Raw genomic sequence first — 25,264 nt, 5'->3', positions numbered from 1 at the left:
ACCGCCTGCCCATTCCCGCACCGGGGACGTATGCCGTGGGGTCCGGTCCCCAGCAACGGCGAAGGGGTCGGGGACCTCGGTCCCCGACCCCTTCGGTCGGTCGTGCTGGCAGCGGGCGGTGCGCCTGTCAGCGCTCCGTGCCGGTCAACCCCGAGTCGGGGAAGACCTGGTCGTCCGGGACGTTGGACGGCGCCGTGACGTTGACCCCGAGCGCCTCGTCGAGGGCCGCGCCCTCGGGAAGCTCCGGGAGGTCGTCGGCCGGCCGGTGCCCCTTGTCCGGGTGGGCCATGTCGGAGAACGTGAACTTCTCCTCCTTGCCCTCGCCCTCGGTGTCGACCTTGACGTACTGGCCCGACGAGAACTCGCCGAAGAGGATCCGCTCGGACAGGGCGTCCTCGATCTCGCGCTGGATGGTCCGGCGGAGCGGACGCGCACCGAGCACGGGGTCGTAGCCCTTCTTCGCGAGCAGGTCCTTCGCGGCCTGGGTGAGCTCCATGCCCATGTCCTTGTCCTTGAGCCGCTTGTCGAGCTTGGCGATCTCGAGGTCGACGATCTGGATGATCTCGTCGCGGCTCAGGTGCGGGAAGACGATCGTGTCGTCGACACGGTTGAGGAACTCGGGCCGGAAGTGCTGCTTGAGCTCGTCGGTGACCTTGGCCTTCATCCGCTCGTAGTCGGAGCGGCTGTCGGGTCCGGCGGAGAAGCCCATGCTGGCCTTGGAGATGTCCCTCGTGCCGAGGTTGGTCGTCATGATGATGACGGTGTTCTTGAAGTCGACCATCCGACCCTGCGAGTCGGTGAGGCGGCCGTCCTCGAGCACCTGCAGCAGCGAGTTGAAGATCTCCGGGTGGGCCTTCTCGACCTCGTCGAAGAGCACGACGGAGAACGGCTTGCGGCGGACCTTCTCGGTCAGCTGCCCGCCCTCCTCGTAGCCGACGTAGCCGGGCGGGCTGCCGAAGAGGCGGCTCACCGTGTGCTTCTCGGAGAACTCCGACATGTCGAGCTGGATCAGCGCGTCCTCGCTGCCGAAGAGGAACTCCGCGAGCGTCTTGGCCAGCTCGGTCTTACCGACACCGGTCGGACCGGCGAAGATGAACGAGCCTCCCGGGCGACGCGGGTCCTTCAGGCCCGCACGCGTGCGACGGATCGCCTGCGACAGGGCCTTGACGGCGTCGTCCATGCCGACGATCCGTTTGTGCAGCTCGTCCTCCATGTGGAGCAGTCGGCTCGACTCCTCCTCGGTCAGCTTGAAGACCGGGATGCCGGTGCTCGCCGCCAGGACCTCGGCGATGAGCTCCTCGTCGACCTCGGCCACGACGTCCATGTCGCCCGACTTCCACTGGGCCTCACGGGCCGCCTTCTCCTGGCGCAGGCGCTTCTCGTCGTCGCGGACGCGGGCCGCGCGCTCGAAGTCCTGGCCGTCGATGGCCGACTCCTTCTCGCGGACGAGCGCGGCGATCTTCTCGTCGAACTCGCGCAGGTCCGGCGGAGCCGTCATGCGGCGGATGCGCAGGCGCGCGCCCGCCTCGTCGATGAGGTCGATCGCCTTGTCGGGCAGGAAGCGGTCGTTGACGTAGCGGTCGGCCATGTTGGCCGCTGCGACGAGCGCGCCGTCGGTGATCGTGACGCGGTGGTGCGCCTCGTAGCGGTCGCGCAGACCCTTGAGGATCTCGATCGCGTGCGGCAGCGTCGGCTCCTGCACCTGGATCGGCTGGAAGCGCCGCTCGAGCGCCGAGTCCTTCTCGATGTGCTTGCGGTACTCGTCGAGGGTCGTCGCACCGATCGTCTGCAGCTCACCGCGGGCGAGCATCGGCTTGAGGATGGACGCGGCGTCGATGGCGCCCTCGGCAGCACCCGCACCGACGAGCGTGTGGATCTCGTCGATGAAGATGATGATGTCGCCGCGGGTGCGGATCTCCTTGAGGACCTTCTTGAGCCGCTCCTCGAAGTCACCGCGGTAGCGGCTGCCCGCGACGAGCGAGCCGAGGTCGAGGGTGTAGAGCTGCTTGTCCTTGAGCGTCTCGGGCACCTCGCCCTTGACGATGTCCTGGGCCAGGCCCTCGACGACGGCAGTCTTGCCGACACCGGGCTCGCCGATGAGGACGGGGTTGTTCTTGGTGCGGCGGCTCAGCACCTGCATGACCCGCTCGATCTCCTTCTCACGCCCGATGACCGGGTCGAGCTTGCCCTCGCGGGCAGCCTGCGTGAGGTTGCGACCGAACTGGTCGAGCACGAGGGAGCCCGCGGGCGTGCCCTCGGTCTGGCCCTGGCCGACACCGGCGCCGGCCTTCTCGCCGCTCTGGCCACCCTGGTAGCCGGACAGCAGCTGGATGACCTGCTGGCGGACCTTGTTGAGCTCCGCGCCGAGCTTGACGAGGACCTGGGCTGCAACGCCCTCACCCTCGCGGATCAGCCCGAGCAGGATGTGCTCGGTGCCGATGTAGCTGTGGCCGAGCTGGAGCGCCTCGCGGAGCGAGTACTCGAGGACCTTCTTCGCGCGGGGCGTGAAGGGGATGTGGCCGGTGGGCGCCTGCTGCCCCTGGCCGATGATCTCCTGGACCTGGGCCCGGACCGCTTCGAGCGAGATGTCGAGCGATTCGAGGGCCTTCGCGGCGACGCCTTCGCCTTCGTGGATCAGACCCAGGAGGATGTGCTCGGTCCCGATGTAGTTGTGGTTGAGCAGCCGCGCCTCTTCCTGGGCGAGGACAACCACCCTTCGGGCCCTGTCGGTGAACCGTTCGAACATGTTCTTCTCCTGACTGATCGAGAGACATCTCGATGCTATCCGTGCCCGCTGTCGACGAGCACACCCCGACCAACGCGGGTTGGATCCCTCCTGTTCCCCATCCTGAGCGTGATCGGCTCAGGTTCGGCCGCTGTTCGCCGTGAGCGGACAGGTGCCGCATGGTGTGTCGGCATATTCGTATGTCTTGTTCGTACCCGGCGGGCCCGCTCGCCACTCCGGCGCGTGAGTCTCGCCGGGGCTGGGTTGGCGCGCGGCTGGATGACTGCAGGGGTATGCCGGGTGGCGGGCTTGAGAGGGTCAGCGCGGGTCAGCCGCGGGCGAAGCGTTCGTGGAGCTCCCGCACCTCGTCCTCGAGCTCGGGGACCGGTCCGTCGACGACCGCCTCCGGCACGACGTCGCGGATCGACAGCGGCGCGACGGGCGAGGGTGCCGAGCCCCACGCCGACCGCCAATTGCCCAGCTGGGCCGAGCTCACGGCATACACGATGCGGCCGAGGCCGACCCATGCGTGCGCGGCCGAGCACATGGCGCAGTGCTCGCCCGACGTGTAGACGGTCGCGGCGGCGCGCTCGTCGGCGGTCAGGTTGCCGCCGGCCCAGCGGGCGATGGCGAACTCCGGGTGCTGCGTGGCCTCGAGGGCGACGACGTGGTTGTAGTCCTCGAAGAGGACCTGGCCGTCACCCGAGACGAGCACCGAGCCGAACGGCTCGTCGCCGCGGTCCAGGGCCAGCCGCGCCAGGTCGACGGCGCGCCGCAGGTGGACGAGGTCGGTCGGCGAGACGCTCATGCCACCCTCCCGGTCACTAGTGCGAACGTCACGAAGGCGCCCCCGTCGGCCTCGAGCATCGACTGGACGGGCGACGTCGGCTGGCCCTTGAGCTCCATGACGGCCCGCTCCCAGAGCAGCCAGTTGGCGCACGCGTCGGGCTGGTTGCGTGCCGTCACGGCGGCGAAGGCCCGGCTGAACTCCCACTGGCTGCGCAACCACTCGGTCGTGTGCCACGCCGCGGTCTCGGCGCCGACGACGTTGTCGATGTGGTCCGGGATCTCGCCGAGCTCGCGGACCTCGGTCGTGAGGGCGGGCGTGGCCACGCCGAGCTGGCCGCCGGGCTTGAGGAACTTCGCGAGGTAGGGCGGGTAGTGGTCGCCGGTGCCGAAGTACTCCCACGCGTCGATGCTGACGATGGCGTCGAACGTGCCCTGGCCGAAGGGCAGGGAGTGGGCGTCGACCCGCATCGGCAGGACGCGGTCGTCGACCTCCGCCTTGCGGAAGACCTCGCCGGCCTCGCTCGGGTCGACCCACAGGTCGGCGGCGATGACGCGCACGCCGTACTCCCGGGCGAGGAACACGGATGTCGCGCCGAGGCCGGACCCGAGGTCGAGCACGCGCATGCCGGCGCGCAGGTCGAGGTCGGCGGCGAGGTCCTCGAGGAGCCAGAGCGGGTGCGGGCCCATGTCGAGGTCGACGAGCCACTTCGCGTCGTACTGCGAGGACCTCGGGTAGGCGTCCCGGGTCAGGTGGTCGAGGGCTGGCATGCCCCGATCCTCGGGGACGATGCGGGACGCCGTCGAGCCAGTTCCCCCTCCGAAGCGTCAGCTGTGCCCCGAATGGACCATGATGTGACCTTCGGCACCCGCACACAGGGGAGCGCGCGCATGACGACGTCGAGACCGACCGCCCGCACGCGCGCTGTGCTCGTGGTCCTCACGGCCCTCGCATCGATCGCCGCGATGCTGGTCCCGGCGACCGGCTCGTCCGCGGCCACCGCGCCGCCGCCCGTCTCCAACATCACCGTCACGGAGCGCACCGCGCACCGGATCACCATCAGCTACTACGTCCCGGCCGCGTACTACAGCCCCGGCGGCGGGGGGTGAGGCTCTAGCCGACGCGGACGAGGCGCTCGGGCGTCACGTCGGCGAGGGACGTGCAGCCGGTCAGCGCGAGCTGCAGGTCGAGCTCGGCGCGCAGGTTACGCAGCACGTCGGAGACCCCGCGCGCGCCCGCGATCGCGAGCCCGTAGACGTGGGGACGGCCGACCCCGACCGCCGTGGCGCCTAGCGCCAAAGCCACGAAAGCGTCTGCGCCGCATCGGATCCCGCTGTCGTAGATGACCGGTATCGACGAACCGCTCGCCCGCACCGCCTCGACCACCCCCGGCAGGGCGTCGAGCGCCGCGACCGACCGGTCGACCTGCCGCCCGCCGTGGTTGGAGACGTAGACCCCGTCGACCCCGGCCTCGACGGCGCGACGCGCGTCGTCCGGGTGCAGGATCCCCTTGAGCACGATGGGCAGCCGGGTCAGCGCCCGCAGCCGCGGCAGGTCGTCCCAGGTCAGGGAGGGCCGGCTGAAGAGGTCGAGGAAGGTCTCGACCGCCGCCCGCGGCTCGGGAGCCGTCAGGTTGTGCCGCGTGTCGCCGGGGTGGTTGCGGCTCATCGACAGCAGCGTCGCGACGGCGGCGGGCGTGGGACGCGGCCGCGGCTGCGGCGACGCAGCCGCCACCCGCTCGGCGACCAGACGCCGGAAGACCGGGTCGGACGTGTACTGCGCGATGCCCTCGCCGCGTGCGAACGGCAGGTGCCCGAGGTCGAGGTCGCGCGGTCGCCAGCCCAGGTATGCCGTGTCGAGCGTCACGACGAGGGCGTCGCTGCCGCAGGCCTCGGCGCGGGAGACGAGGCTCTCGACGAGGTCGTCGTCGCTGCTCCAGTAGAGCTGGTACCAGTGGCCCGACCCGGCGAGCGTGCGCGCGATGTCCTCCATCGGCACGGACGCCTGGGTGCTGATGATCTGGGTGACGCCCTGTTCGCGGGCCGCCCGGGCGACGGCGAGGTCGGCGTCCTCGTGGGCCATCGAGAGCACCCCGACGGGAGCGACGAGAAAGGGGCTCTCGTGCCGCCGCCGGAAGAGCTCGACACCGGTGTCGCGCTCGGTCGTGTCCACGAGCATTCGCGGCACGATCCGCCACCGGGCGAAGGCGGCGATGTTGGCGACCGCGCTGGCCTCGGAGCCCGCCGACCCTGCGACGTAAGCGAATCCGCGCCGTGACATGACCTTGCGCGCGGCCTCCTCGAGGTGGGTGCCGTCGGTCGGCACCTCGGGCCTGTGCCCGAAGGCACCCGCGCGGTAGATGGCGGACTGCACCGTCCGGCCGAGCGACTCAAACGGCATACGCGCTCCTCTCCCGGAGCCGGTCGTGTCGCGCCGGCACGCGAGGTGGTCTCGTGCGGGCAGTCTGCCGCAGCCCGACGCGCGGGTCGACGTGACCGGGCCGCCGTCGGACGGCGGCCCGGTCACCAGGTGACGGAGATGGCGTCGCGCCACCAGCGCTCGAGGTCCTCCGCGGGGTCGGACGCGCTACGGCTCCAGAGCCGGAGGTACAGGTCGACCGGCCCGCCGGTCAGGGTGTGATGGGCGCCGGCCGCCTCGGGTGACTCGGGCCGCACGCGCCGGGTGACGATGGGGCGCCCCGTCGCGAGCTCGACCAGCCAGGCGACGTCGACGTCGTCGGGTCGCACGAGCACGGTGGTGTCCTCACCGGGCGACGCGCCGCGGCGGCTGCGGGTGATGAAACCGACGAGCAGCTCGTCGATGCCGTCGACGGCGATCTCGGGGCGGATCCACGTCTCGTCCGCGCCCGCCGCACGACCGAGCCGCGCCGACAGGCCGTCGACGGCGTGGATCGTCGTCTCGTGGCACTGCCGCCGGGTCCAGAAGAGCCGGGCAGCCGGCGCGTCCTTGAGGAAGACGAACGCCTCCAGGTCGTCAGGGGCGTCCACCACCGCCTGGAGCAGGGCCGTCGCCCCCTCGTCGAACCAGCCGAGGACGTCGGGCGCGCCCCGGCCCTGCTGCTCCAGGGAGGCGGTGTCCTCGATCGGCGCGCCGGACAGGTGGCTGGCAGCCCAGCGGTGCACCATCCCCTGGTGCGCCACGAGGTCGAGCACGGTCCAGCCCGGGCACGTCGGCACGGGAGCGTCGAGCCCGGCGGCCATCGCGTTGGCGCGCAGCACGGTCGAGGCCGCACCGAGCGCCTCCCCGAGCTCCTCGAGGCCGACTCCCAGCGGTCCCGGCGCCACGAGCCTGTCGTCGTCGATCGAGCGCATGAGAGCGAGTGTGCCGCACCGGCGGCGCTGTCCGGCGCGAGCCTCACGTGGTCGGGTGCATGGGCGGGGTGCCGTCGCGGCGACGGTAGATTTGCCCCGCGGGGCGGTCACCGCCGCCCACCGCCCGTCATCCGAGCGACATCCCAGCACCTCCGGAGGCCCTTGTGGACGCCAGCGACCTGCTGCGCAACGCGCTCCTGCAGCTGTCCAAGCAGGAGAAGATCCGAGACGTCATCGAGAAGGCACCCGTGTCGCGCTCGGTGGTCAAGCGCTTCGTGCCCGGCGCCCGGAACGCCGACGTCGTCGGTGCCGCCTCCGAGATCGCGGCGTCGGGCCGCCTCTCGACGATCGACTACCTCGGCGAGGACACCACCGACCTCGAGCAGGCGCGGCACACGCGCGACGCGTACGTCGCGCTCCTCACCGCGCTGCACGACCAGGGGCTCACCGAGGGCGGCAAGGTCGAGGTGTCGCTCAAGCTCAGTGCCCTCGGCCAGGCCCTCCCGGGCGACGGCAACGCGATCGCCCTCGAGCACGCACGCGCGATCTGCGACGTCGCTCGGCAGGCCGGCACGACGGTGACCCTCGACATGGAGGACCACACGACGACCGACCTCACGCTCGACGCGCTCCGTGAGCTGCGGGCGGACTTCCCCACCGTCGGCGCCGTGCTCCAGGCGTACCTCTACCGCACCGAGGCGGACTGCCGTGACCTCGCGCACGCCGGGTCGCGCGTCCGCCTCTGCAAGGGCGCGTACAAGGAGCCCGAGTCGGTGGCCTTCCAGGCCGGCGCCGAGGTCGACAAGTCCTACGTGCGCTGCCTCAAGATCCTCATGCAGGGCGAGGGCTACCCGATGGTGGCGTCCCACGACCCGCGCCTCATCGAGATCGCCGGGGCGCTCGGCGGCCAGGCGGGGCGAGACCCGAAGTCGTTCGAGTACCAGATGCTCTACGGCATCCGGCCCGAGGAGCAGAAGCGGATCGCCGATCGCGGGGACCAGATGCGGGTCTACATCCCGTACGGCGAGGAGTGGTACGGCTACCTCATGCGACGTATGGCGGAGAAGCCCGCCAACGTCATGTTCTTCCTGCGCGGCGTCGCGACCAAGGGCTGAGAGGCGGAGATGACGACAACGGCGATCTTCGGTGCGGGGGTCATGGGCGAGACGCTCGTGTCCGGCCTCATCCGCTCGGGCCGCACGCCCGACGACCTCATCGTCACCGGGCGCACACCGGACAAGGTCAACGCGCTCGCCGCGCGCCATGGCGTACGCGTGCTGCCGAACCCCGAGGCGGCCGACGCCGCCGACACGCTCGTGCTGTGCGTCAAGCCGCAGGACATGGCGTCCCTGCTCGACGAGATCCACGACCACGTCGCGCCGGGCAACACCGTCATCTCGCTGGCGGCGGGCATCACGACCGAGTACCTGGAGTCGCGGCTTCCCGAGGGCACGTCGGTCATCCGCGTCATGCCGAACACGCCGGCCCTCGTCGACCAGGGGATGGCCGGGATCGCGCCCGGCAGCCACTGCACCGACGACCACCTCGAGGAGGCGGAGGCGCTGCTCAGCTCGTGCGGCGAGGTCGTGCGGCTCCCCGAGAAGCACCTCGACGCCGTCACCGCGATCTCCGGCAGCGGGCCCGCGTACATCTTCTACGTCGTCGAGGCGATGATCGAGGCGGGCGTCGTGCTCGGCCTGCCGCGCGCCATCGCGACGGAGCTCGTCGTCCAGACGCTCTACGGGGCGGCCACCATGCTCAAGGAGACCCGCGAGCACCCGACCGTCCTGCGCGAGCAGGTCAGCTCCCCGGGCGGCACGACCGTCGCCGCGCTGCGCCAGCTCGACGACCACAAGGTCCGCGCGGCCTTCGTCACCGCCATCGAGGCCGCCGCGGCACGGTCGAAACAGCTGGCGTCCGGGCAGGTCTGAGGGCACTGTGGGGTGATGGGAGAACCACACCCCGCGATGCACCTGCACACCGTCCGGCCCGACGAGTGGCAGTCGCACCGGGACGTACGCCTCGAGATGCTCCGGGACGCGCCCGACGCCTTCTGGTTCACCTACGCCGACGAAGCCGTCTACGACGAGGCCGACTGGCGTGAGCGCATCGAGGGCGCCTGGCTGGTGCAGGCCCGCGACGACGAGGGCATTCTGGGCACGGCGGGCCTCGGCTCGCACTGGGAGCCCGAAAGAGCCACAACCGCAACGTTGTTCGGCATGTACGTCGCACCCCGGGCCCGCGGCCGCGGGGTGGGAGAGGCTCTCGTCCGGGCGGTCCTCGACGAGGCGAGGCGCATGGGCAAGTCCCAGGTCGTCCTCGAGGTGACGAGCTCGAACCCGGCCGCCGAGCAGTTGTACGCGCGCTGTGGCTTCGAGCGCACCGGTGCCGTCCACGAGCACCCCCGCCGACCCGACCTCTACGAGATCGAGATGGTCCACCGGCTCTGACGTCGCCCAGCCCCGCCGGCGCCCGGCCAGGGGTGCACCCCCCGAACGTTCACCCGGCCTCGGGTGTCGGTTCGACAGCCTCTCGTGCGAAGGTGGACCCCATGACCGACATCAGCGTGCGTTCCCTCGGCGAGGACGACTGGGAGGACTACCGTTCCGTCCGGCTCGCCGCACTGCGTGAGTCGCCCGAGGCGTTCGCGGCCACGGTCGACGAGGAGGAGGCCTACGACGAGGCCTTGTGGCGCGAGCGGATGAGGCGCTCCGCGCGGCTCGTCGCCGAGCGGGCCGGCGAGGCCGTCGGTGTCGTCAGCGTCGGCACGGCGAAGGCGAGCGAGGGCACGGCCGCCGAGCTGTTCGGCCTGTGGGTGCGCCCCGAGGCGCGCGGCTCCGGAGTGGCGACCCGCCTCGTCAACGACAGCGCGACCATTGCCACCGAGCGCGGCCAGACGCACCTCGTCTACTGGGTCGGGACCGAGAACGGTCGCGCCGTCGCCTTCGCGAGCGGTATCGGCTTCCGGCCGACGGACTACCGCCGTCCGATGGGGGTCGTCAGCGAGGAGGACGGCGAGGAGGAGATCGCCATGGTGCTCCCGCTCGGTGCCGACCCCGGAGCCTCGACCCCACCCCTGACGCCCTGAGCCGCGGCGCCGGCTAGGGGCGTGCGGCGAAACGCTCGAGCAGCTCGGTGGGCCCACTGACGATGAGCTGGTGGTGCGCCGAGATCTTCGTCTGCGGCACGGCATACGTGAAGTCCTCGCCGGGCGCCTTCACGCCGACGACGGTCACGCCGTACTTGCGGCGGATCTGGCTCTGCTCCAAGGTGAAACCGATGGCCTCGCTCGGCGGCTTGATCTTCACGATGGCGAAGCCGTCGTCGAACTCGATGTAGTCGAGCAGCTTGCCGTTGACGAGGTGGGCGACGCGGCGGCCCGAGTCGGCCTCGGGCGAGATGACGTGGTGCACCCCGATGCGGACGAGGATCCGCTTGTGCTCGGGAGTCAGGGCCTTCGCCCAGATCGACGGCACTTCGGCGTCGACGAGGTTCGCGGCCGCGAGGACCGACGACTCGACGGACGAGCCGATGCCGACGATGGCGATCTTCGGCTGGGCGTCGCGGATCATGTCGATGGCGGTGGCCTGCGCCATGTCGGCGTGCACGACCTTGGCCACCTTGTTCACGTAGCTCTCCGCGATGGCGTTGTCGCGCTCGACCGCGATCACGCGGTGTCCGAGCTTGGTCAGCTCGAGCGCGACGGCCGAGCCGAAGCGTCCCAGCCCGATGACGATCACGTCGTCGTCGAAGAGACGGTTGCGGCCCATGGGTTGTACCTCCGTCGTTCATGGCGCGTTTCCGCGATAGCGTCTCAATCATGCCAACTCAGGCCCGGGTCGTCTGGGACACCTCCTTCACGAGGTACAACTTCGGTCCCACGCACCCGATGGCGCCGGTGCGCCTGGACCTGACGGCGCGCCTGTGCGACGCGCTCGGGGTCTTCGCAGCCGAGGGGGTCGAGGTGGTCGGTGCGGAGGTCGCGTCCGACGAGGTGCTCGCGACGATCCACGACGACGACTACGTCGCAGCGGTCAAGGCCGCCTCCGTTGACCCCGGCGCCGCTGATCCCGCGTACGGCCTCGGCACCGACGACGACCCCGCCTTCCCCGGCATGCACGAGGCGAGCTCGCGGGTCGTCGCCGGCACCGTCGACAGCTGTCGCGCCGTCTGGGAGGGCTCGGCTGCCCACGCGGTCAACTTCACGGGCGGCCTGCACCACGCGATGCGCGGGGCGGCCAGCGGCTTCTGCGTCTACAACGACATCGCCGTCGGCATCCAGTGGTTGCTCGACCACGGCGCCGAGCGCGTCGCGTACGTCGACGTCGACGTCCACCACGGCGACGGCGTCGAGCAGATCTTCTGGGACGACCCGCGCGTGCTCACGATCTCCTTGCACGAGACGGGGCGGGCGCTCTTCCCGGGCACCGGCTGGCCGGGCGACATCGGCGGCCCCGATGCAGAGGGCACCGCCGTCAACGTCGCGCTGCCACCGGGACTCAACGACGCCGGTTGGTTGCGGACCCTGCACGCCGTCGCCGACCCGCTGATCCGCAGCTTCGGTCCCGACGTGCTCGTGACCCAGCACGGCTGCGACACCCACACCGAGGACCCGCTCGCGCACTTCGCCGTGACGGTCGACGCCCAGCGCGCCGCCGCCGACGCGCTCCACCGCCTCGCCCACGAGGTGTGTGACGGGCGGTGGATCGCCCTCGGCGGTGGTGGCTACGAGGTCATCGGTGTCGTCCCGCGCACGTGGACCCACCTGACCGCCATCGCCGCTCACACCCCGATCAAGACCTCCACCGAGGTCCCCGAGGGGTGGCGTGCCCATGTCGAGCAGGTCTTCGGCCGACCCGGCCCACGCCGGATGGGCGACCTGACCGCGGAGGACGGCCCGCTCTGGTGGCGTTCGTGGGACATGGGCTACGACCCCGCAAGCGAGGTCGACCGCGCGATCATGGCGACCCGCTCGGCCGTCTTCCCCCTCCACGGCCTCGACGTCCACTTCGACTGAGCTGGTTGGCGCCTCGCTTCGCTGCGGTGCGTGCCGCGGCGCCCTGGTGGCGCGGCGATACCCAGTTGGTCGGGGGTGGGCTGAGCGCCTAGCCTTGGCCGCACGGCGACGACGGGCCTGACGATCCTGAGCCGAGCACGGCAAGAGGCCATCGCACTTCCGCGATGGCGAAGGTGTGGTGGCACAGCGACATTCCCCATCGCCCGCACCTCCGGGGCAGCAACCCTCTGGAGGTGAACGAAATGCAACCCACCCATGTGACCGCTGCGACGACCAGCACGACCGGTTCGAGCAGCCCGACCCGCATCCTCGCGCGCGACCTCGTGACCACGCCGCCCGGCGAGCGCGCCACGCTCGCGGGCTGGATCCACCGGCGCCGCGTCCTTGCGAGCGTCACGTTCCTCGTCCTGCGCGACCGGACCGGGCTGGCCCAGGTCGTCGTCAAGGAGCCCGGGACGCTCGAGCAGCTCGCCGGGCTGCCCGAGGAGACCGTGGTCGAGGTGACCGGCACGGTGTCCGCCAACGCGTCGGCCCCGGGCGGCTCCGAGCTCGTCGAGCCGACCGTCACAGCGCTGACCGAGCCCGCGGTCGCGCCACCCGCCGAGCTCTGGCGGCCGAGGTTCGGTGCGGGCCTGCCCACGCATCTCGACCACGCCGCGGTGACGCTCCGACACCCGCGGCACCGTGCCGCATGGCAGCTGGCGAGCGCGTCGATGCGCGGCTTCCGCGAAGCGCTGGCGGCGCTCGAGTTCACCGAGATCGCGACCCCGAAGCTCGTGGGCACGGCCACCGAGTCCGGCGCCAACGTCTTCACGGTCGACTACTTCGGCCGCACCGCCTACCTCGCACAGAGCCCGCAGCTCTACAAGCAGATGCTCGTGGGGGTGTTCGAGCGGGTCTTCGAGGTGGGCCCGGTGTTCCGCGCCGAGCCGCACGACACCGTGCGCCACCTCGCGCAGTACACCTCGCTCGACGCCGAGCTCGGCTTCATCCGCGACCATCGCGACGTCCTCGCCGTGCTGCGCGCCGCCATCGCCGGCATGGTCGACGCCATCGGCACGTATGCCGGTGACGCCGCTTCGCTCCTCGGCGTCGAGCTGCCGCGGGTGCCCGAGGAGTTCCCCGTCATCCACTTCAGCGACGCCCTCGCGAAGGTCGGCGCCGACCCGGACGAGCCGGACCTCAGCCCCGCACACGAGCGCGCGCTCAGCGAGTGGGCGCGGACGGCATACGGCTCGGACTTCCTTGCGGTTGAGGGCTACCCGATGAGGAAGCGCCCCTTCTACACGCATCCCCAGCGGGGGGACGAGAGGTGGAGCAACAGCTTCGACCTGCTGTTCCGGGGGCTGGAGCTGACGACCGGTGGGCAGCGGCTGCACCGACCGTCGGACTACGTGGCGGCCATGGCGCGCACGGGAACCGACCCGTCGCTCATCGCCGGCTACCTCGACGCGTTCGCCCACGGCATGCCTCCGCATGGCGGATTCGCGATCGGTCTGGAAAGGTGGGTGGGGCGCCTGACGGGAGCAGAGAACATTCGAGAGGTGACCCTCTTCCCTCGCGACCTGCACCGTCTGGAGCCGTGACGAGCCGGGAGATCCACAGGGGCCCCACCGGCGTGTCGACTTGCGCCCGAGGCGAGTTTTGGCACTTCACTTCCCCTCCAGTCACATCTGCCCCTAGTGTTGCTTCTTGCACCTGCGTGCTCTTTCGCCGGAGGGGAAGCCGTCGACACGCGGGTGCAACCACTGAAGATCGGGGTTTCACATGTCGAATGAGCGCCAGCTCGCCGAGGTGCGGTTCCTGACCGTCGCCGAGGTCGCCTCGATCATGCGCGTGTCGAAGATGACCGTCTACCGGCTCGTCCACGGCGGAGATCTTCCGGCCGTACGCGTCGGCCGCTCCTTCCGGGTTCCGGAGGACGCGGTGCACAAGTACCTCCAGACGTCCTACATCGACACCGCGTGAACACAGCGTTTCCACGCACACCGAGGGGGCGGCCAGGACCACGAGGTCCGGCCGCCCCCTCGGCATCCGTGCAGGTGGGCAGACGGGTCACGACGAGGGCTTTTGGGCTCAGGCCTCGCACGCGCTACGCTGTGGAGCCTGTTCGGCTCGTACTTCGACCTGCCCTTGTATGCGGCGTGTCGACGCAGGTCGGCATCAGCTCAGTCAAGGATCAGTCGCACGGCAAGGACAACTATGGGTTCTGTCATCAAGAAGCGTCGCAAGCGGATGGCGAAGAAGAAGCACCGCAAGCTGCTGCGCAAGACGCGTCACCAGCGTCGCAACAAGAAGTGACCTGACCAGCTCAGGAACCGGCGGCATCGCCCCGCTCGCTCTCGACCCTCACGCAACCGTGAGGGTCGTTCGCGTTTGAGGGCAGGTCCCCTCGTCGAGGCCTCCTCGGAGAGAGGCTCGCCACATCGGCAGCGGTGCGCCGGAGCGTATGCCGTGGGGCCTCGGTAGGCTTCACGTGCGGGGGAGCGAGCCTCCTCCGTCGCACGTGCAGGGCCCGGGCGCGACGCGCGCCCGAGCGACCGACGACAAGCGAGCACAGGAGGAGCCGATGGCCAAGGTCGTCCTGGTCACGGGGGTGTCCCGCTACCTCGGTGGTCTCTACGCCCGCAGGCTCTCGACCGATCCGTCCGTCGAGCGGATCCTCGGCGTCGACGTCGTGCCGCCCAAGCACTCGATCGGCCGGGCCGAGTTCGTCCGCGCCGACATCCGCAACCCGATGATCGGGCGGATCATGGCGCAGGCCGACGTCGACACGGTCGTGCACATGAACGTCATCGCGACCCCCAAGGACACCGGCGGGCGGGTGACGCAGAAGGAGATCAACGTCATCGGCACGATGCAGCTGCTCGCCGCGTGCCAGAAGTCCGAGTCGGTCAAGCGCCTCGTCGTGAAGTCGTCCGCCGCGGTCTACGGCTCCTCGCCGCGCGACCCCGCGATGTTCAGCGAGGACATGAACCCCAAGACCCTGCCGCGTGCCGGCTTCGGCAAGGACTCGGTCGAGGTCGAGGGCTACGTCCGGGGCTTCTCGCGCCGCCGCCCCGACGTCGAGATCACGATGCTGCGCCTGGCCAACGTCGTCGGCCCGAGCATCCACACCGCGATCACCGACTACTTCTCGCTGCCGGTCGTGCCGATCCCGCTCGGCTACGACGCGCGGTTCCAGTTCATCCACGAGGACGACGCGACAGCGGCGATGATCCTCGCGACCACCGGCCCTGCGGCCGGCATCGTCAACGTCGCGGGCGACGGCTTCCTCACGGTCACCCAGTGCACCGCGATCGCCCGTCGACCGGTGCTGCCCGTGCCGCTCGGAGCGGCCGGTGTCATCGGCAGCGTCGTCAAGCGCAGCGGTCTGGCCGACTTCTCCTCGGACCAGCTGACCTTCCTCGCGTTCGGCCGCGGCCTCGACACGACCCGGATGCGCACCGTGCTCGAGTTCGAGCCGCGTTTCACGACGCGGGCGGCGTTCGAGGACTATGCGAGCCATCTGCGCCCGGCCGTCCCCGGCGTCGACGGAGTCGGTGACGTCGTCAGCGACGCCGCCGGCGGCACGGCCGCAGCCCTCGCCCGCGTCTTCGACAGGATCCAGCCGTGACCGTCGACCCGAACCAGTCCGCGCCGGCTCAGGGCAGGGACGGCGCCGAGTCCGCGCCGCCGGAGCAGGCTGCTGCGAAGAGGGCCGGCACCCGTGCGCCGGCGCCCACCGCCAAGAGGTCCGCAAAGACGTCCGCGAAGAAAGCTGCGGAGCGGCCCGCCAAGAAGGCCACGAAGAAGGCCACGAAGAAGACCACGACGAAGGCCTCGAAGCAGGCCACGACGCAGCCCGCCGAGAGGCCTGCCCAGAAGCCTGCCAAGAGGGCCACGAAGAAGCCCGCCGCGAAGAAGGCCGCGAAGAGGACGACCGCGACGACCACGCCGGCAGCAGCGGCAGCGGCAGTCGTCCCGACGTCCGCGGCACGTCCCGTCCGAGGCGCGTTCGCTGCGGGCGCCGCGCGGGCCTCGGGCGAACGCCGCCGGCGCGCAGGCACTCCGCTGATCCCGACCCAGCCGGTCGAGGTGAGCACCGCCCGCCGGCTCGCCGCCGGGACGTCGACGACCTCGTCGCCGGCCGACGAGGCCGCCACGGTGACCGAGGGGCCCATGACTGAGTCCCCGATGACGCTGCCCACCGGCGACGGCGAGCTCGACGCATCGCGTGACTCCGAGGCACCGGAGGCAACGGCCGACCAGGCCGTGACCCCTCAGCCGGCCGACGAGCCCGTCGCCGTCGAGGACACAACGGCGACCGGCGAACCCGAGGGACCCGAGCGACCCAAGGGATCAGAGGCGCCCGAGCGGCCGTCGGCGGCTCGCACCCGGCCGAGCCGCGCCTCGATGCGGTCGACCCGGCGCCCTGGCACCGGCGAGCCGAAGCGGCTGCGCGCCGTGCCGCCCGTCGAGGACGTCGCCCCGCGAGACGAGAGCGCCAGCGCGAAGCCGACCACCCGGCATACGGCCCCGGGCGAGGGCGAGGGCTGGGAGCGAGCGTTGACCACGGGCCTGCAGTCACGCGCGGAGAAGCTCATCGGCAGCGTGCTCGAGGGAGCCGAGTTCTCGTCCGAGTCGCGACCCGGGCCGGCCGAGCTCGTCGAGCTCGCCGTCAACGTCCTGCGCGCTGCGGCGACGTCCGCCGGTGTGCCCGCCGAGGACGTCGAGCGCCAGGTGGCCGAGACCCTCGCCTACCTGCGCCGCCGGCTCACCGGCGACTACGTCGTCGACGAGTTCGGCTTCGACGAGGACTACACGATCAACGTGCACCTGCCCCTGCTGCGGCCCCTCTACAAGAAGTGGTTCCGGGTCGAGGTGCGCGGCATCGAGAACATCCCCGACGAGGGCGGCGCCCTCGTCGTGGGCAACCACTCCGGCACCGTCGCCATGGACTCCCTCATGACCCAGGTGGCCGTCTACGACGAGCACCCGAGGAACCGCCACCTGCGCATGCTCGGTGCCGACCTCGTCTTCCAGATGCCGTTCATCGGCACCATGGCTCGCCGGTCCGGCACCACCCTTGCGGCCAACACCGACGCCGAGCGGCTGCTTCGCACCGGCTCGCTCGTCGGCGTCTGGCCCGAGGGCTTCAAGGGCGTCGGCAAGCCGTTCAGCGAGCGCTACAAGCTCCAGCGTTTCGGCCGGGGTGGTTTCGTGTCGGCGGCGCTGCGGGCCGGTGTCCCGATCGTGCCGGTGTCGATCGTCGGCGCGGAGGAGATCTACCCGATCATCGGCAACATGCCGGCCGTCGCGCGACTGCTCGGTCTGCCGTACGCGCCGATCACCCCCACGTTCCCGCTGCTCGGGCCGCTCGGCATGGTGCCGCTGCCGAGCAAGTGGCTCATCGAGTTCGGGCCGCCCATCCAGACGACGAGCTTCGGACCCGACGCGGCTGATGACCCCATGCTCGTCTTCGACCTCACCGACCAGGTGCGCGAGACGATCCAGCAGACGCTGTACAGCCTGCTCATGCAGCGCAAGTCCGTCTTCCTCTGAGCTTTCCCCGGTGCCGGTCGCGGTCGGACTGGTGTCAGGGGAGCAGCTTCGTCGGCGCCGGGAGCGAGGCGGACGGCACGGTCGGGGCGCCGAGCTTGATGGTCGGAACGGTCACGGTCACCCCGGGCAGAGTCACGCCGCCACCGCCCGCACCGATCGTCGAGGAGGTGATGCCGACGCTCGGCAGGTTCACCGTCGCGCCGGGCAGCGTCACGCCTCCACCGCCGCCACCGACGGAGGAGGACGTGATGCCGACGCTCGGCAGGTTGACGGTGCCGCCGGGCAGCGTCACACCACCGGTCGCGGTGACACCCGGGACCGTGACACCCGGGACCGTGACGCCCGGCAGCTGGGCGTGGGGGACGGTGGCCGAGGGCAGCGGGAGCCCCGGCACCGACCCCGAGGGCGTCGGCGTACCCGTCGGGGACCGGGTGCCCGGGGCGGGGCTGCTGCCTCCGGGCGTCGTGGGCCGCGCTGCCCCGGTCACGGTGCTGAGCACCTGCCGGGCCTGCAGGGCGCGGTCACCGCAGCCGGTGCAGGTCGCAAGAACGCGCAGCGTCGCCAGCTGGCCGGCGCCGAGGAGGTCCCTCAGGCGCTGCCAGGCCGGCAGGGACTCGGCGGGCACGCGCGGCCGCATGGCCTCGACCTGCGGGATGGCCCGCGTGTAGAAGTCGGCGAGCTCGGTCAGGGCCTCGGTGCGCTTCTCGTTCGTGTAGACGTCCAGGAGGATCGTCTGGGCCCGCCGGGTCGCGTCGCTGGCCGCGTCGTATGCCGTGTCGAGGTCGTGTGTCGACGGGTCGCCCCGGTCGAGCAGGTCGCGGGCGTCCTCGATGTGCTCCTGCGCCTGCGCGAGATAGGTGAGCCCCTCGTCGAGGCGCGAGCCCGCGAGCTGCACGGCAGCCCGGTCGAGAAGCTGCTTGACGCCGTAGAGGGCGTCGCCGGGCAGCGCCGTGCGCGACGCCGCACCGAGAGACCCGCCGACGACGAGGATGCCGGCGGCCGCGGCGGCGAGGAACCTCAGGGGCCGGGCCGCGACGCGCAGCACCGACACGGTGCCGCCCGTGCCACCCTCGCCGTCCTTCCCGTCCTCGAGCCGGCGCTCGTCGGGCGTCGACGGGCCAGTCGACAGGCCCGTGGACGGGCCAGTCGATGTCGACGTTGGTTCGGTGCCGGGGGAGGCCTGGGCACCATCGGTGCCGGCCGGCGGTGGGACCGGCGTGACCGGGAGCACGGCGGTGCCGCCATCGGCGAGCAGGCGGGCGCGCAGGTCGGAGACGAACTCGGCGCGGGGAGCGAGCCCGGCCTGGTCGACGGCCTGCACGGCGTGGAGCACGGCGACGAGCTCGAGGATTCCGGGCTCGGTCACGCGTTCGCCGTCGAGGGCGCGCTGCAGCAGCTCGCCGTCGGCGTTGGCGCCGAGGTCCATGTCCCCTCCTTCGGTCGGTCGGGTGCGGTGGTCGGTCTGGTCGTTCTGGTCGGGCTGGTCGAGCTCGCTGGGTCACGCGGTCCCGGGAGCCCGTCAGGGCGTACGGCCTCCCGGGACCGACCCCGGCGGCCCGGGCGGGCGCGCCGCGACACGGCATACGGCGAGGGGTGGGTCGTGCAGGTCACTCGTCAGTGGCTCGAGCACTGTCGTCACTGCCATCGAGCCGCCTGCGTTCACGCGATCCACGGTCGCGCCGGTCGGCGCGCCGAGCGGCGGTCCGGGCCCACACGCACCGTCCCTCCGGCGTGAGAACGACGAGGGTGCCGGTGGGGTTACGCCCGTCACAGCTCGACTCCGTCGAGCGACTTGCGCAGTGCCCTGGTGGCGCGCAGCTGGAGCTGCTTGACGGCGCCCTCGGACTTGCCGAGCACCTTCGCCGTGTCAGCGAGCGACAGGCCCTGGAGGAACCGCAGGGTGATGCACTCGGCCTGGTCGGGGCCGAGCTCGCGGATCGCCGAGACGAGCCGTTCGTCGCGCAGCCGGTTCAGCACCTCGGCCTCGGGGGCGTCGACGCGCTCGTCGGCATCGCGCATGTCGGCCGTCGCGACCTCGAAACGGAACTTCGCCGACTTGACGTGGTCGGCGATGAGGTTGCGGGCGATGGTGACGAACCACGCGGCGATGTCCTTGCCCTGCCACGTGAAGGAGTCGATGCGGCGCATGGCGCGCAGGAACGTCTCGGACGTGAGGTCCTCGGCGAGCGCGCGGTTGGCCACCCGCACGAGGACGTAGCGGAAGACCGTGTCGACGTAGACGTCGTAGAGCTGGGCGAAGGCCTCCTTGTCGCCGCGCTGGGCGAGCTCGACGAGGGCGGCGATGCGGGCCTGCTGCTCGACGTCGCGCACGGGGTGCGCGCGTCCGGGGCCGGGGTGACCTGCTCCGCCACGGGTCAGCTCGACGCCCTCGGTGCCCTCGCCGGCGAGGGCGGCCCAGAGCAGGTCGAGGGCGCTGCGCCACGTCGGGAGGGTGGTGGTGAGCCGACTACCCGCCGGGTAACCGGCGGGTGTGGAGGTCGCGGGGACAGGCGTCATCGACACCAGCGCCGGGACCCTTCCCGGCGCGGGGACAGGGCCGAGCCGGCGTGCCGGCGTCCTGTTAGCGCGCATTGTGGACAGTCTGACCGAATCGGCAGGCGGTTGGGGCCTCGTTGGGCTTTTGTGGCGCAGCCGACGTTGGCGCAGGCCGGCATAGAGTGGGCCGGTGACGACAGATCGGACTCCGGGGGCCGACCAGCCCCGCGTCGTGCTGCTCGGCCGTCCCGGGTGCCACCTCTGCGACGAGGCACGGGCCGTGGTCGAACGCGTCGCCGCCGAGCTCGGCGTGACGTGGCGCGAGGAATCGGTCGACGACGACCCCGACCTGCTGCGTCGCTACGCCGAGCAGATCCCGGTGACCTTCGTCGACGGCCGTCGCCACGACTTCTGGAGGGTCGACGAGGCCCGCCTGCGCGCCGCCCTCCGCTGACCTCTCCAGGGTCCGTGCGCCGGCCGCCGGGTCGCCGAGGGGGTGACCTGCCTCACCGGGCCGTCCCATGCCGTGATAGGCCGCCGAAGTCAACTTTGTGCATGGGTTCACAAACGTCTAGCCTGATCTGGTCCCCACGTGCTCCGCGTTCGGGAGAACGCCTCGTTGAGAGGAGCCGGTGAGCAAGCGTGTCCGCCGACCCTGTACTGCGTCGAGAGATCCCCGACGCGACCGTCGCGCGGCTTCCCGAGTACCTTCGGACGCTGTCGCGTCTCGCTGAGGACGGCGTCGTGTCGGTCTCGTCCGAAGAGCTCGCGGCCGAGGTCGGCGTGCGCTCCGCGCAGCTGCGCAAGGACCTGAGCCACCTCGGCTCCTACGGGGTCCGCGGGGTCGGCTACGAGGTGGAGACGCTCGCGCTCGAGATCTCGCGGGCGCTCGGGCTCACCGAGGACTGGCCGGTCGCCATCGTCGGGATGGGCAACCTGGGGCACGCTCTCGCCTCCTACTCCGGTTTCGTCACGAAGGGGTTCCGCATCGTCGGGCTCTACGACGACGACCCGGCCCTGGCCGACGAGCGCATCGTCGGGGTGCCGATCCGGCCGCTGTCCGAGCTCGCCGACCACCACCAGCTCGACCCGATCGCCATCGGGGTCATCGCGACGCCCGCCCCCGCGGCACAGGCCGTGTGCGATGCCCTCGTCGCCGCCGGGATCAGCTCGATCCTCAACTTCGCCCCCGCGGTCCTCGCCGTGCCCAGCGGCGTGGACGTGCGCCGCGTCGACCTCTCCACGGAGCTGCAGATCCTCGCCTTCCACGCCCAGCGCAAGTCCCTCGCCGCCGGCGAGCTCCGTTCGGCGGTGGTCGCCCCATGAGCCTGCTCGTCATCGGACTGTCCCACCACACCGCGCCGCTGTCGGTGCTCGAGGCCCTCTCCGAGAGCCCCGACCGCGCCGAGGCCATCGCCGGCTCCGTCCTGCGGTCCGCGACCGCGACCGAGGCCGTCGTGCTCTCCACGTGCAACCGCCTCGAGGTGTATGCCGCCGTCCCCGCCTTCCACCCCGCCGTGGCCGCCATCGGTGAGGCGCTCGCGCTCGCCGCGGGCATCGAGCCTCCGGCCGACGCCCGGCCCGCCGCCGACGTGCCCCCGACCGACCCTGCCGACGCCCTCGCGTCGCGTGCCGAGGCGCTCGCGGAACACCTCTACGTCCGCTACGACGACGCCGCGGTCGCGCACGCGTTCACGGTCGCCTGCGGTCTCGACTCGATGGCCGTCGGCGAGTCGCAGATCCTCGGGCAGATGCGCGACGCCCTCACCGGCGCCCAGCGACGCGGCCAGGTCGCCGAGTCGCTCAACGCGCTCTTCCAGGCCGCGCTGCGGGTCGGCAAGCGGGCGCACACCGAGACCGACATCGACCAGCACAGCGTCTCCCTCGTCCAGATGGCGCTCGAGGAGGCCGAGACCGTCCTCGGGCCGCTCGAGGGCGCCTCGGCCGCCGTCGTCGGTGCGGGCGGCATGAGCGGCCTCGCGGCCGCGACCATGGCCCGCGCGGGCGTCGAGTCGCTCACCGTCGTCAACCGCACCGCCGAGCGCGCCGAGCGGCTGGCCGCAGCGACGTCGGGCACGGCGCGGCCGTGGGACGACCTCGCCGACGTGCTCGCCGGGAGCGACCTCGTCGTCACGTGCACGGGCGCGGTGGGTCACGTCATCACTGCGCCGATGCTCGCCGAGAGCGCCGCCCGCCGTGGTGGGCGGCCCCAGGTCGTCGTCGACCTCGGCCTGCCCCGCGACGTCGAGCCGCTCGGGTCCTGGCCCGAGCCCCTGCCGAGCGTGGCGCTCGTCGACCTCCAGGCTCTGGGCCTGCTCCTCGAGGGCCGGGCCGACACGACGCAGGTCGCGCGAGTGCGCGAGCTCATCACCGGTGAGGTGGCCGACCACCTCACCCGGCGCATGGAGAAGTCCGTCGCGCCGACCGTCGCCGCGCTGCGAGCCCGGGCCGCCGAGCTCGTCGCGTCCGAGATGGACCGTCTCGACCAGCGGCTGCCCGGTCTCGACGAGGCCACCCGCGCCGAGGTGGGCCTCGCGGTCCACCGCATCGTGGAGAAGCTGCTCCACACGCCGACCATGCGGGTCAAGGAGTTCGCGATGGAGGGCAGCGGCGACGGCTACGCCGCGGCCCTGCGCGAGCTCTTCGACCTCGAGCCCAAGGACGTCGCCAACGTCTCCGCGCCGCCGAAGCGGGTCCAGTCATGACCACCCTGCGCCTCGGCACGCGCCGATCCGCCCTCGCGACCACGCAGTCCAGCTGGGTGGCGGACCGCCTGCGCGCGGCGGGGCACGAGGTCGAGCTCGTCGAGATCACGACCGAGGGCGACGTGTCGGGTGAGCTGCTGACGGCGATCGGCGGCACCGGCGTCTTCGCTGCGGCGATCCGCCACGCGCTGCTCGAGGGCCGCATCGACGTCGCCGTCCACTCCCTCAAGGACCTCCCGACCACCCCCGAGCCCGGCCTCGTCGTCGCCGCGGTGCCGGTCCGCGAGGACAGCCGCGACGTGCTCGTCGCCCGCGACGGCCTGACCCTCGGCGAGCTGCCCGCGGGCGCGGTCGTCGGCACCGGTTCGCCGCGTCGCACGGCGCAGCTGGCCGCTCTCGGGCTCGGCCTCGACGTCCGCCCGATCCGCGGAAACGTCGACACCAGAATCGCATTCGTCACGTCCGGCAAGCTCGACGGCGTCGTCCTCGCCCGTGCCGGGCTCGCGCGGCTCGGCCGGCTCGACGAGGCCACCGAGGTCATCGACCCCATCCAGGTGCTGCCCGCGCCGGGGCAGGGAGCCCTTGCCGTCGAGTGCCGCTCCGACCGGGCTGACGTCGTGGCCGCGGTGTCGGTCCTCGACGACCCCGACACCCGGGCCTGCGTCACCGCCGAACGCTCCCTGCTCGCGACGCTCGAGGCCGGCTGCACGGCGCCCGTCGGCGCGCTTGCCGAGGTCGTCGAGGGAGACGACGGCCTCGAGCTGTCCCTTCGCGCCTTCGCCGGCACCGAGGACGGCTCCGTCGAGCTGCGCCGCTCGCTCGTCGGCCCGTACTCCGAACCGCAGTCGCTCGGCGCGCGCCTGGCCCGGATCCTGCTGGAGGATGGCGCCGCCGACCTCCAGACCACTGACGCACCCGTGGACGCCGCGCCGACCCCGGCCGCCGATGCCGCGCACCCCGCACCAGACCCCGCCTCACACCAACCGGAGCAAGTTTCGTGACTCCTTCCCGCCAGCCGTCGGAGCAGACGGTCTCGCCTCCCACGCACCCGACGACTCCCGCGCGTGTCGCCTTCGTCGGATCCGGTCCCGGTGACCCCGGCCTCATGACGCTCCGCGGACGCGACCTGCTCGCAGCCGCCGACGTCGTGGTGATCGACCGGATCGCCCGCGACGACGTCGTGCTCCAGCACGCGCGCCCCGACGTCGAGATCGTCGACGCCGGCCACGGCGAGCAGGGCCAGGAGCTGACCCACGCCGGACGTGCCAAGCTCGTCGTCAAGGCCGCGAAGTCGGTCGCCCCCGGAGGCCTCGTCGTGCGCCTCATGGACGGCGACCCGGCGACCTTCAACGGTCTCGTCGAGGAGGTGCGCGCCTGCCGCAAGGCCGGGATCACCTTCGACATCGTTCCGGGGGTCTCCGCGCTGACCGCCGGCCCCACGTATGCCGGGGTGCCGCTCACCTCGAAGTCCACGGGCGTCGTCCACGTCGTCGGCGTCGACCGCTCGGGCGTCGACTACTCCGCGTACCGCGCCGACGACGACACGCTCGTCCTGCTCGGGAACAGTCACTCCATCCGCGCCGCCCTCGGCGCCCTGCTCGGCGCGGGCCGGCCGGCCGAGTCGCTCGTGGTGCTCACGGCGCACGGCACGACGGTGCACCAGTCGTCCGTGACGACGAGCCTCGGCGCGGCGGACGCCGTCTTCGCAGGCAAGGGTGCCCTCGAGGTGTCGCTCGCGGTCGTGTCGCCGAATGTCGCTCTGCGCGAAGAGTTCTCGTGGTTCGAGAACAAGCCGCTCTTCGGCTGGAAGGTCCTCGTGCCGCGCACGCAGGCGCAGGCCGGCTCGATGGTCGACCGGCTCGCCGGCTACGGCGCCACCGCCGACGTCGTCCCGACGATCTCCGTGGAGCCGCCGCGCACGCCGCAGCAGATGGAGAAGGCCGTCAAGGGCCTCGTCACGGGTCGCTACGAGTGGATCGGCTTCACCTCGGTCAACGCCGTCCGCGCCGTACGCGAGCGGTTCGAGCAGTTCGGTCTCGACGCCCGTGCCTTCGCGGGCCTCAAGGTCGCCGCCGTCGGTGGCGTGACGGCCGAGGCCCTGCGCGAGTGGGGCATCAACCCCGACCTCGTGCCGACGGGCGAGCAGTCGGCGGCCGGTCTGCTCGAGGCCTGGCCCGAGTTCGACGAGGTGCTCGACCCGATCAACCGGATCCTGCTGCCCCGCGCCGACATCGCCACCGAGACGCTTGTCGCCGGTCTGCGCGACATGGGGTGGGAGGTCGACGACGTCACGGCGTACCGCACGGTGCGCGCGGCCCCGCCGGCCGCATCGATCCGCGACGCGATCAAGGGGGGCGACTACGACGCCGTCCTCTTCACGTCGAGCTCGACGGTGCGCAACCTCGTCGGCATCGCCGGGAAGCCGCACGCCGCGACGGTCGTCGCGTGCATCGGTCCGGCAACGGCCAAGACGGCGCAGGAGCACGGGCTGCGCGTGGACGTCCTCGCCCCGGAGGCTTCGGCCCTCAGCCTCGTCGACGCGCTGGCCGGCCACGGTGTCGGCCTCGCGGTCGCCGCAGCCGAGGCGGGCCAGCCGGTCCAGCGACCCAGCGACAAGCGCCCGGCCTCGCGCCGCCGCGCCCGCTGAGCCGGGGCCAC

25 protein-coding genes are annotated in these 25,264 nt (G+C 71.9%); 16 read left to right on the top strand and 9 right to left on the bottom strand.

Annotation, left to right across the window (positions count from 1 at the left end):
- Positions 1 to 127: 127 nt before the first annotated feature.
- The 3 genes from H9I49_RS13550 to H9I49_RS13540 all read right to left on the bottom strand — a co-directional run bounded on the left by H9I49_RS13550 (position 128) and on the right by H9I49_RS13540 (position 4,282).
- The gene (locus H9I49_RS13550) at positions 128 to 2,746 is read right to left on the bottom strand and encodes an ATP-dependent Clp protease ATP-binding subunit (protein ID WP_188030889.1); all 2,619 of its coding nucleotides are present in this window, start codon (positions 2,744 to 2,746) and stop codon (positions 128 to 130) included.
- A 307-nt stretch (positions 2,747 to 3,053) separates the two neighbouring features.
- Positions 3,054 to 3,533 (bottom strand): nucleoside deaminase, encoded by a 480-nt coding sequence (locus tag H9I49_RS13545; protein WP_188030888.1) that lies wholly within the window; start codon positions 3,531 to 3,533, stop codon positions 3,054 to 3,056.
- Complete coding sequence (locus tag H9I49_RS13540; protein ID WP_188030887.1) at positions 3,530 to 4,282, bottom strand: cyclopropane-fatty-acyl-phospholipid synthase family protein; 753 nt, start codon at positions 4,280 to 4,282, stop codon at positions 3,530 to 3,532. The genes H9I49_RS13545 and H9I49_RS13540 overlap by 4 nt, the downstream gene beginning before the upstream one ends.
- A 120-nt stretch (positions 4,283 to 4,402) precedes the next feature.
- Here H9I49_RS13540 and H9I49_RS13535 point away from each other — a divergent pair, with 120 nt between their 5' ends.
- Positions 4,403 to 4,621 (top strand): hypothetical protein, encoded by a 219-nt coding sequence (locus H9I49_RS13535; protein ID WP_188030886.1) that lies wholly within the window; start codon positions 4,403 to 4,405, stop codon positions 4,619 to 4,621.
- A gap of 4 nt (positions 4,622 to 4,625) precedes the next feature.
- On the opposite strand, the gene H9I49_RS13530 is transcribed toward H9I49_RS13535, so the two are convergent.
- Positions 4,626 to 5,912, bottom strand: coding sequence for a lactate 2-monooxygenase (locus tag H9I49_RS13530; protein WP_188030885.1), 1,287 nt, complete (start codon positions 5,910 to 5,912; stop codon positions 4,626 to 4,628).
- Between the two features lie 122 nt (positions 5,913 to 6,034).
- Entirely contained in the window at positions 6,035 to 6,844 is an 810-nt protein-coding gene (locus H9I49_RS13525; RefSeq protein ID WP_188030884.1) for a maleylpyruvate isomerase N-terminal domain-containing protein, read from the bottom strand.
- Positions 6,845 to 7,008: 164 nt separating this feature from the next.
- On the opposite strand from H9I49_RS13525, the gene H9I49_RS13520 reads away from it, so the two are divergent.
- The 4 genes from H9I49_RS13520 to H9I49_RS13505 all read left to right on the top strand — a co-directional run bounded on the left by H9I49_RS13520 (position 7,009) and on the right by H9I49_RS13505 (position 9,932).
- Positions 7,009 to 7,959 carry a proline dehydrogenase family protein gene (locus tag H9I49_RS13520; RefSeq protein WP_370587567.1) on the top strand — a complete coding sequence of 317 codons (951 nt, stop codon included), beginning with the start codon at positions 7,009 to 7,011 and terminating at the stop codon, positions 7,957 to 7,959.
- Between the two features lie 9 nt (positions 7,960 to 7,968).
- Complete coding sequence (proC, locus tag H9I49_RS13515) at positions 7,969 to 8,775, top strand: pyrroline-5-carboxylate reductase (protein ID WP_188030883.1); 807 nt, start codon at positions 7,969 to 7,971, stop codon at positions 8,773 to 8,775.
- A gap of 15 nt (positions 8,776 to 8,790) precedes the next feature.
- Entirely contained in the window at positions 8,791 to 9,294 is a 504-nt protein-coding gene (locus H9I49_RS13510) for a GNAT family N-acetyltransferase (protein WP_255523929.1), read from the top strand.
- A 101-nt stretch (positions 9,295 to 9,395) separates the two neighbouring features.
- Positions 9,396 to 9,932 (top strand): GNAT family N-acetyltransferase, encoded by a 537-nt coding sequence (locus H9I49_RS13505; RefSeq protein WP_188030882.1) that lies wholly within the window; start codon positions 9,396 to 9,398, stop codon positions 9,930 to 9,932.
- A gap of 13 nt (positions 9,933 to 9,945) precedes the next feature.
- On the opposite strand, the gene H9I49_RS13500 is transcribed toward H9I49_RS13505, so the two are convergent.
- Positions 9,946 to 10,614, bottom strand: coding sequence for a TrkA family potassium uptake protein (locus tag H9I49_RS13500; protein WP_188030881.1), 669 nt, complete (start codon positions 10,612 to 10,614; stop codon positions 9,946 to 9,948).
- 50 nt (positions 10,615 to 10,664) lie between these two features.
- On the opposite strand from H9I49_RS13500, the gene H9I49_RS13495 reads away from it, so the two are divergent.
- The 5 genes from H9I49_RS13495 (at position 10,665) to H9I49_RS13475 (ending at position 15,477) form a co-directional block, all read left to right on the top strand.
- Positions 10,665 to 11,861 (top strand): acetoin utilization protein AcuC, encoded by a 1,197-nt coding sequence (locus tag H9I49_RS13495; protein ID WP_188030880.1) that lies wholly within the window; start codon positions 10,665 to 10,667, stop codon positions 11,859 to 11,861.
- 242 nt (positions 11,862 to 12,103) lie between these two features.
- Positions 12,104 to 13,447 carry an aspartate--tRNA(Asn) ligase gene (aspS, locus tag H9I49_RS13490; protein WP_188030879.1) on the top strand — a complete coding sequence of 448 codons (1,344 nt, stop codon included), beginning with the start codon at positions 12,104 to 12,106 and terminating at the stop codon, positions 13,445 to 13,447.
- Positions 13,448 to 13,628: 181 nt separating this feature from the next.
- A complete protein-coding gene (locus tag H9I49_RS13485; RefSeq protein WP_020145054.1) occupies positions 13,629 to 13,829 on the top strand; it encodes a helix-turn-helix domain-containing protein in 201 nt (66 codons plus the stop codon).
- Between the two features lie 234 nt (positions 13,830 to 14,063).
- A complete protein-coding gene (locus H9I49_RS13480) occupies positions 14,064 to 14,162 on the top strand; it encodes a 30S ribosomal protein bS22 (protein ID WP_003792170.1) in 99 nt (32 codons plus the stop codon).
- A gap of 268 nt (positions 14,163 to 14,430) precedes the next feature.
- Positions 14,431 to 15,477 (top strand): NAD-dependent epimerase/dehydratase family protein, encoded by a 1,047-nt coding sequence (locus H9I49_RS13475; protein WP_188030878.1) that lies wholly within the window; start codon positions 14,431 to 14,433, stop codon positions 15,475 to 15,477.
- Positions 15,478 to 15,505: 28 nt separating this feature from the next.
- Here the strand turns inward: H9I49_RS13475 and H9I49_RS24205 are convergent, their stop codons facing one another.
- The gene (locus H9I49_RS24205; RefSeq protein WP_188030877.1) at positions 15,506 to 16,024 is read right to left on the bottom strand and encodes a hypothetical protein; all 519 of its coding nucleotides are present in this window, start codon (positions 16,022 to 16,024) and stop codon (positions 15,506 to 15,508) included.
- Between H9I49_RS24205 and H9I49_RS13465 the strand changes: the two genes are divergently transcribed.
- Positions 16,023 to 17,405: a lysophospholipid acyltransferase family protein gene (locus H9I49_RS13465; protein ID WP_255523984.1), complete on the top strand. Its 1,383-nt coding sequence runs from the start codon at positions 16,023 to 16,025 to the stop codon at positions 17,403 to 17,405. The two genes, H9I49_RS24205 and H9I49_RS13465, sit on opposite strands and share 2 nt — an antisense overlap.
- Positions 17,406 to 17,439: 34 nt before the next feature.
- On the opposite strand, the gene H9I49_RS13460 is transcribed toward H9I49_RS13465, so the two are convergent.
- Both H9I49_RS13460 and H9I49_RS13455 read right to left on the bottom strand, forming a co-directional pair.
- Entirely contained in the window at positions 17,440 to 18,831 is a 1,392-nt protein-coding gene (locus tag H9I49_RS13460; protein ID WP_188030876.1) for a DUF5667 domain-containing protein, read from the bottom strand.
- A 341-nt stretch (positions 18,832 to 19,172) separates the two neighbouring features.
- Positions 19,173 to 19,997 carry an RNA polymerase sigma factor gene (locus tag H9I49_RS13455; protein WP_255523928.1) on the bottom strand — a complete coding sequence of 275 codons (825 nt, stop codon included), beginning with the start codon at positions 19,995 to 19,997 and terminating at the stop codon, positions 19,173 to 19,175.
- A 94-nt stretch (positions 19,998 to 20,091) separates the two neighbouring features.
- Between H9I49_RS13455 and H9I49_RS13450 the strand changes: the two genes are divergently transcribed.
- From H9I49_RS13450 to H9I49_RS13430, 5 genes are all read left to right on the top strand, one after another.
- A complete protein-coding gene (locus H9I49_RS13450; RefSeq protein ID WP_188030874.1) occupies positions 20,092 to 20,355 on the top strand; it encodes a glutaredoxin family protein in 264 nt (87 codons plus the stop codon).
- Positions 20,356 to 20,543: 188 nt separating this feature from the next.
- Positions 20,544 to 21,227, top strand: coding sequence for a redox-sensing transcriptional repressor Rex (locus H9I49_RS13445; RefSeq protein WP_188030873.1), 684 nt, complete (start codon positions 20,544 to 20,546; stop codon positions 21,225 to 21,227).
- Positions 21,224 to 22,606: a glutamyl-tRNA reductase gene (hemA, locus tag H9I49_RS13440; protein ID WP_188030872.1), complete on the top strand. Its 1,383-nt coding sequence runs from the start codon at positions 21,224 to 21,226 to the stop codon at positions 22,604 to 22,606. Before H9I49_RS13445 ends, hemA begins: the two co-directional genes overlap by 4 nt.
- Positions 22,603 to 23,607 (top strand): hydroxymethylbilane synthase, encoded by a 1,005-nt coding sequence (gene hemC, locus H9I49_RS13435; protein ID WP_188030871.1) that lies wholly within the window; start codon positions 22,603 to 22,605, stop codon positions 23,605 to 23,607. The genes hemA and hemC overlap by 4 nt, the downstream gene beginning before the upstream one ends.
- Positions 23,604 to 25,253, top strand: a complete 1,650-nt coding sequence (locus H9I49_RS13430) for a uroporphyrinogen-III synthase (protein WP_188030870.1) — start codon at positions 23,604 to 23,606, stop codon at positions 25,251 to 25,253. Before hemC ends, H9I49_RS13430 begins: the two co-directional genes overlap by 4 nt.
- Positions 25,254 to 25,264: the final 11 nt, after the last annotated feature.

Origin of the sequence: Terrabacter sp. MAHUQ-38 (assembly GCF_014518425.1) — a bacterium.
Taxonomy (GTDB): Bacteria; Actinomycetota; Actinomycetes; order Actinomycetales; family Dermatophilaceae; genus Terrabacter.
Note: the sequence above shows the minus strand (reverse complement) of the source record. Positions and strands in the feature narration are given on the sequence as shown.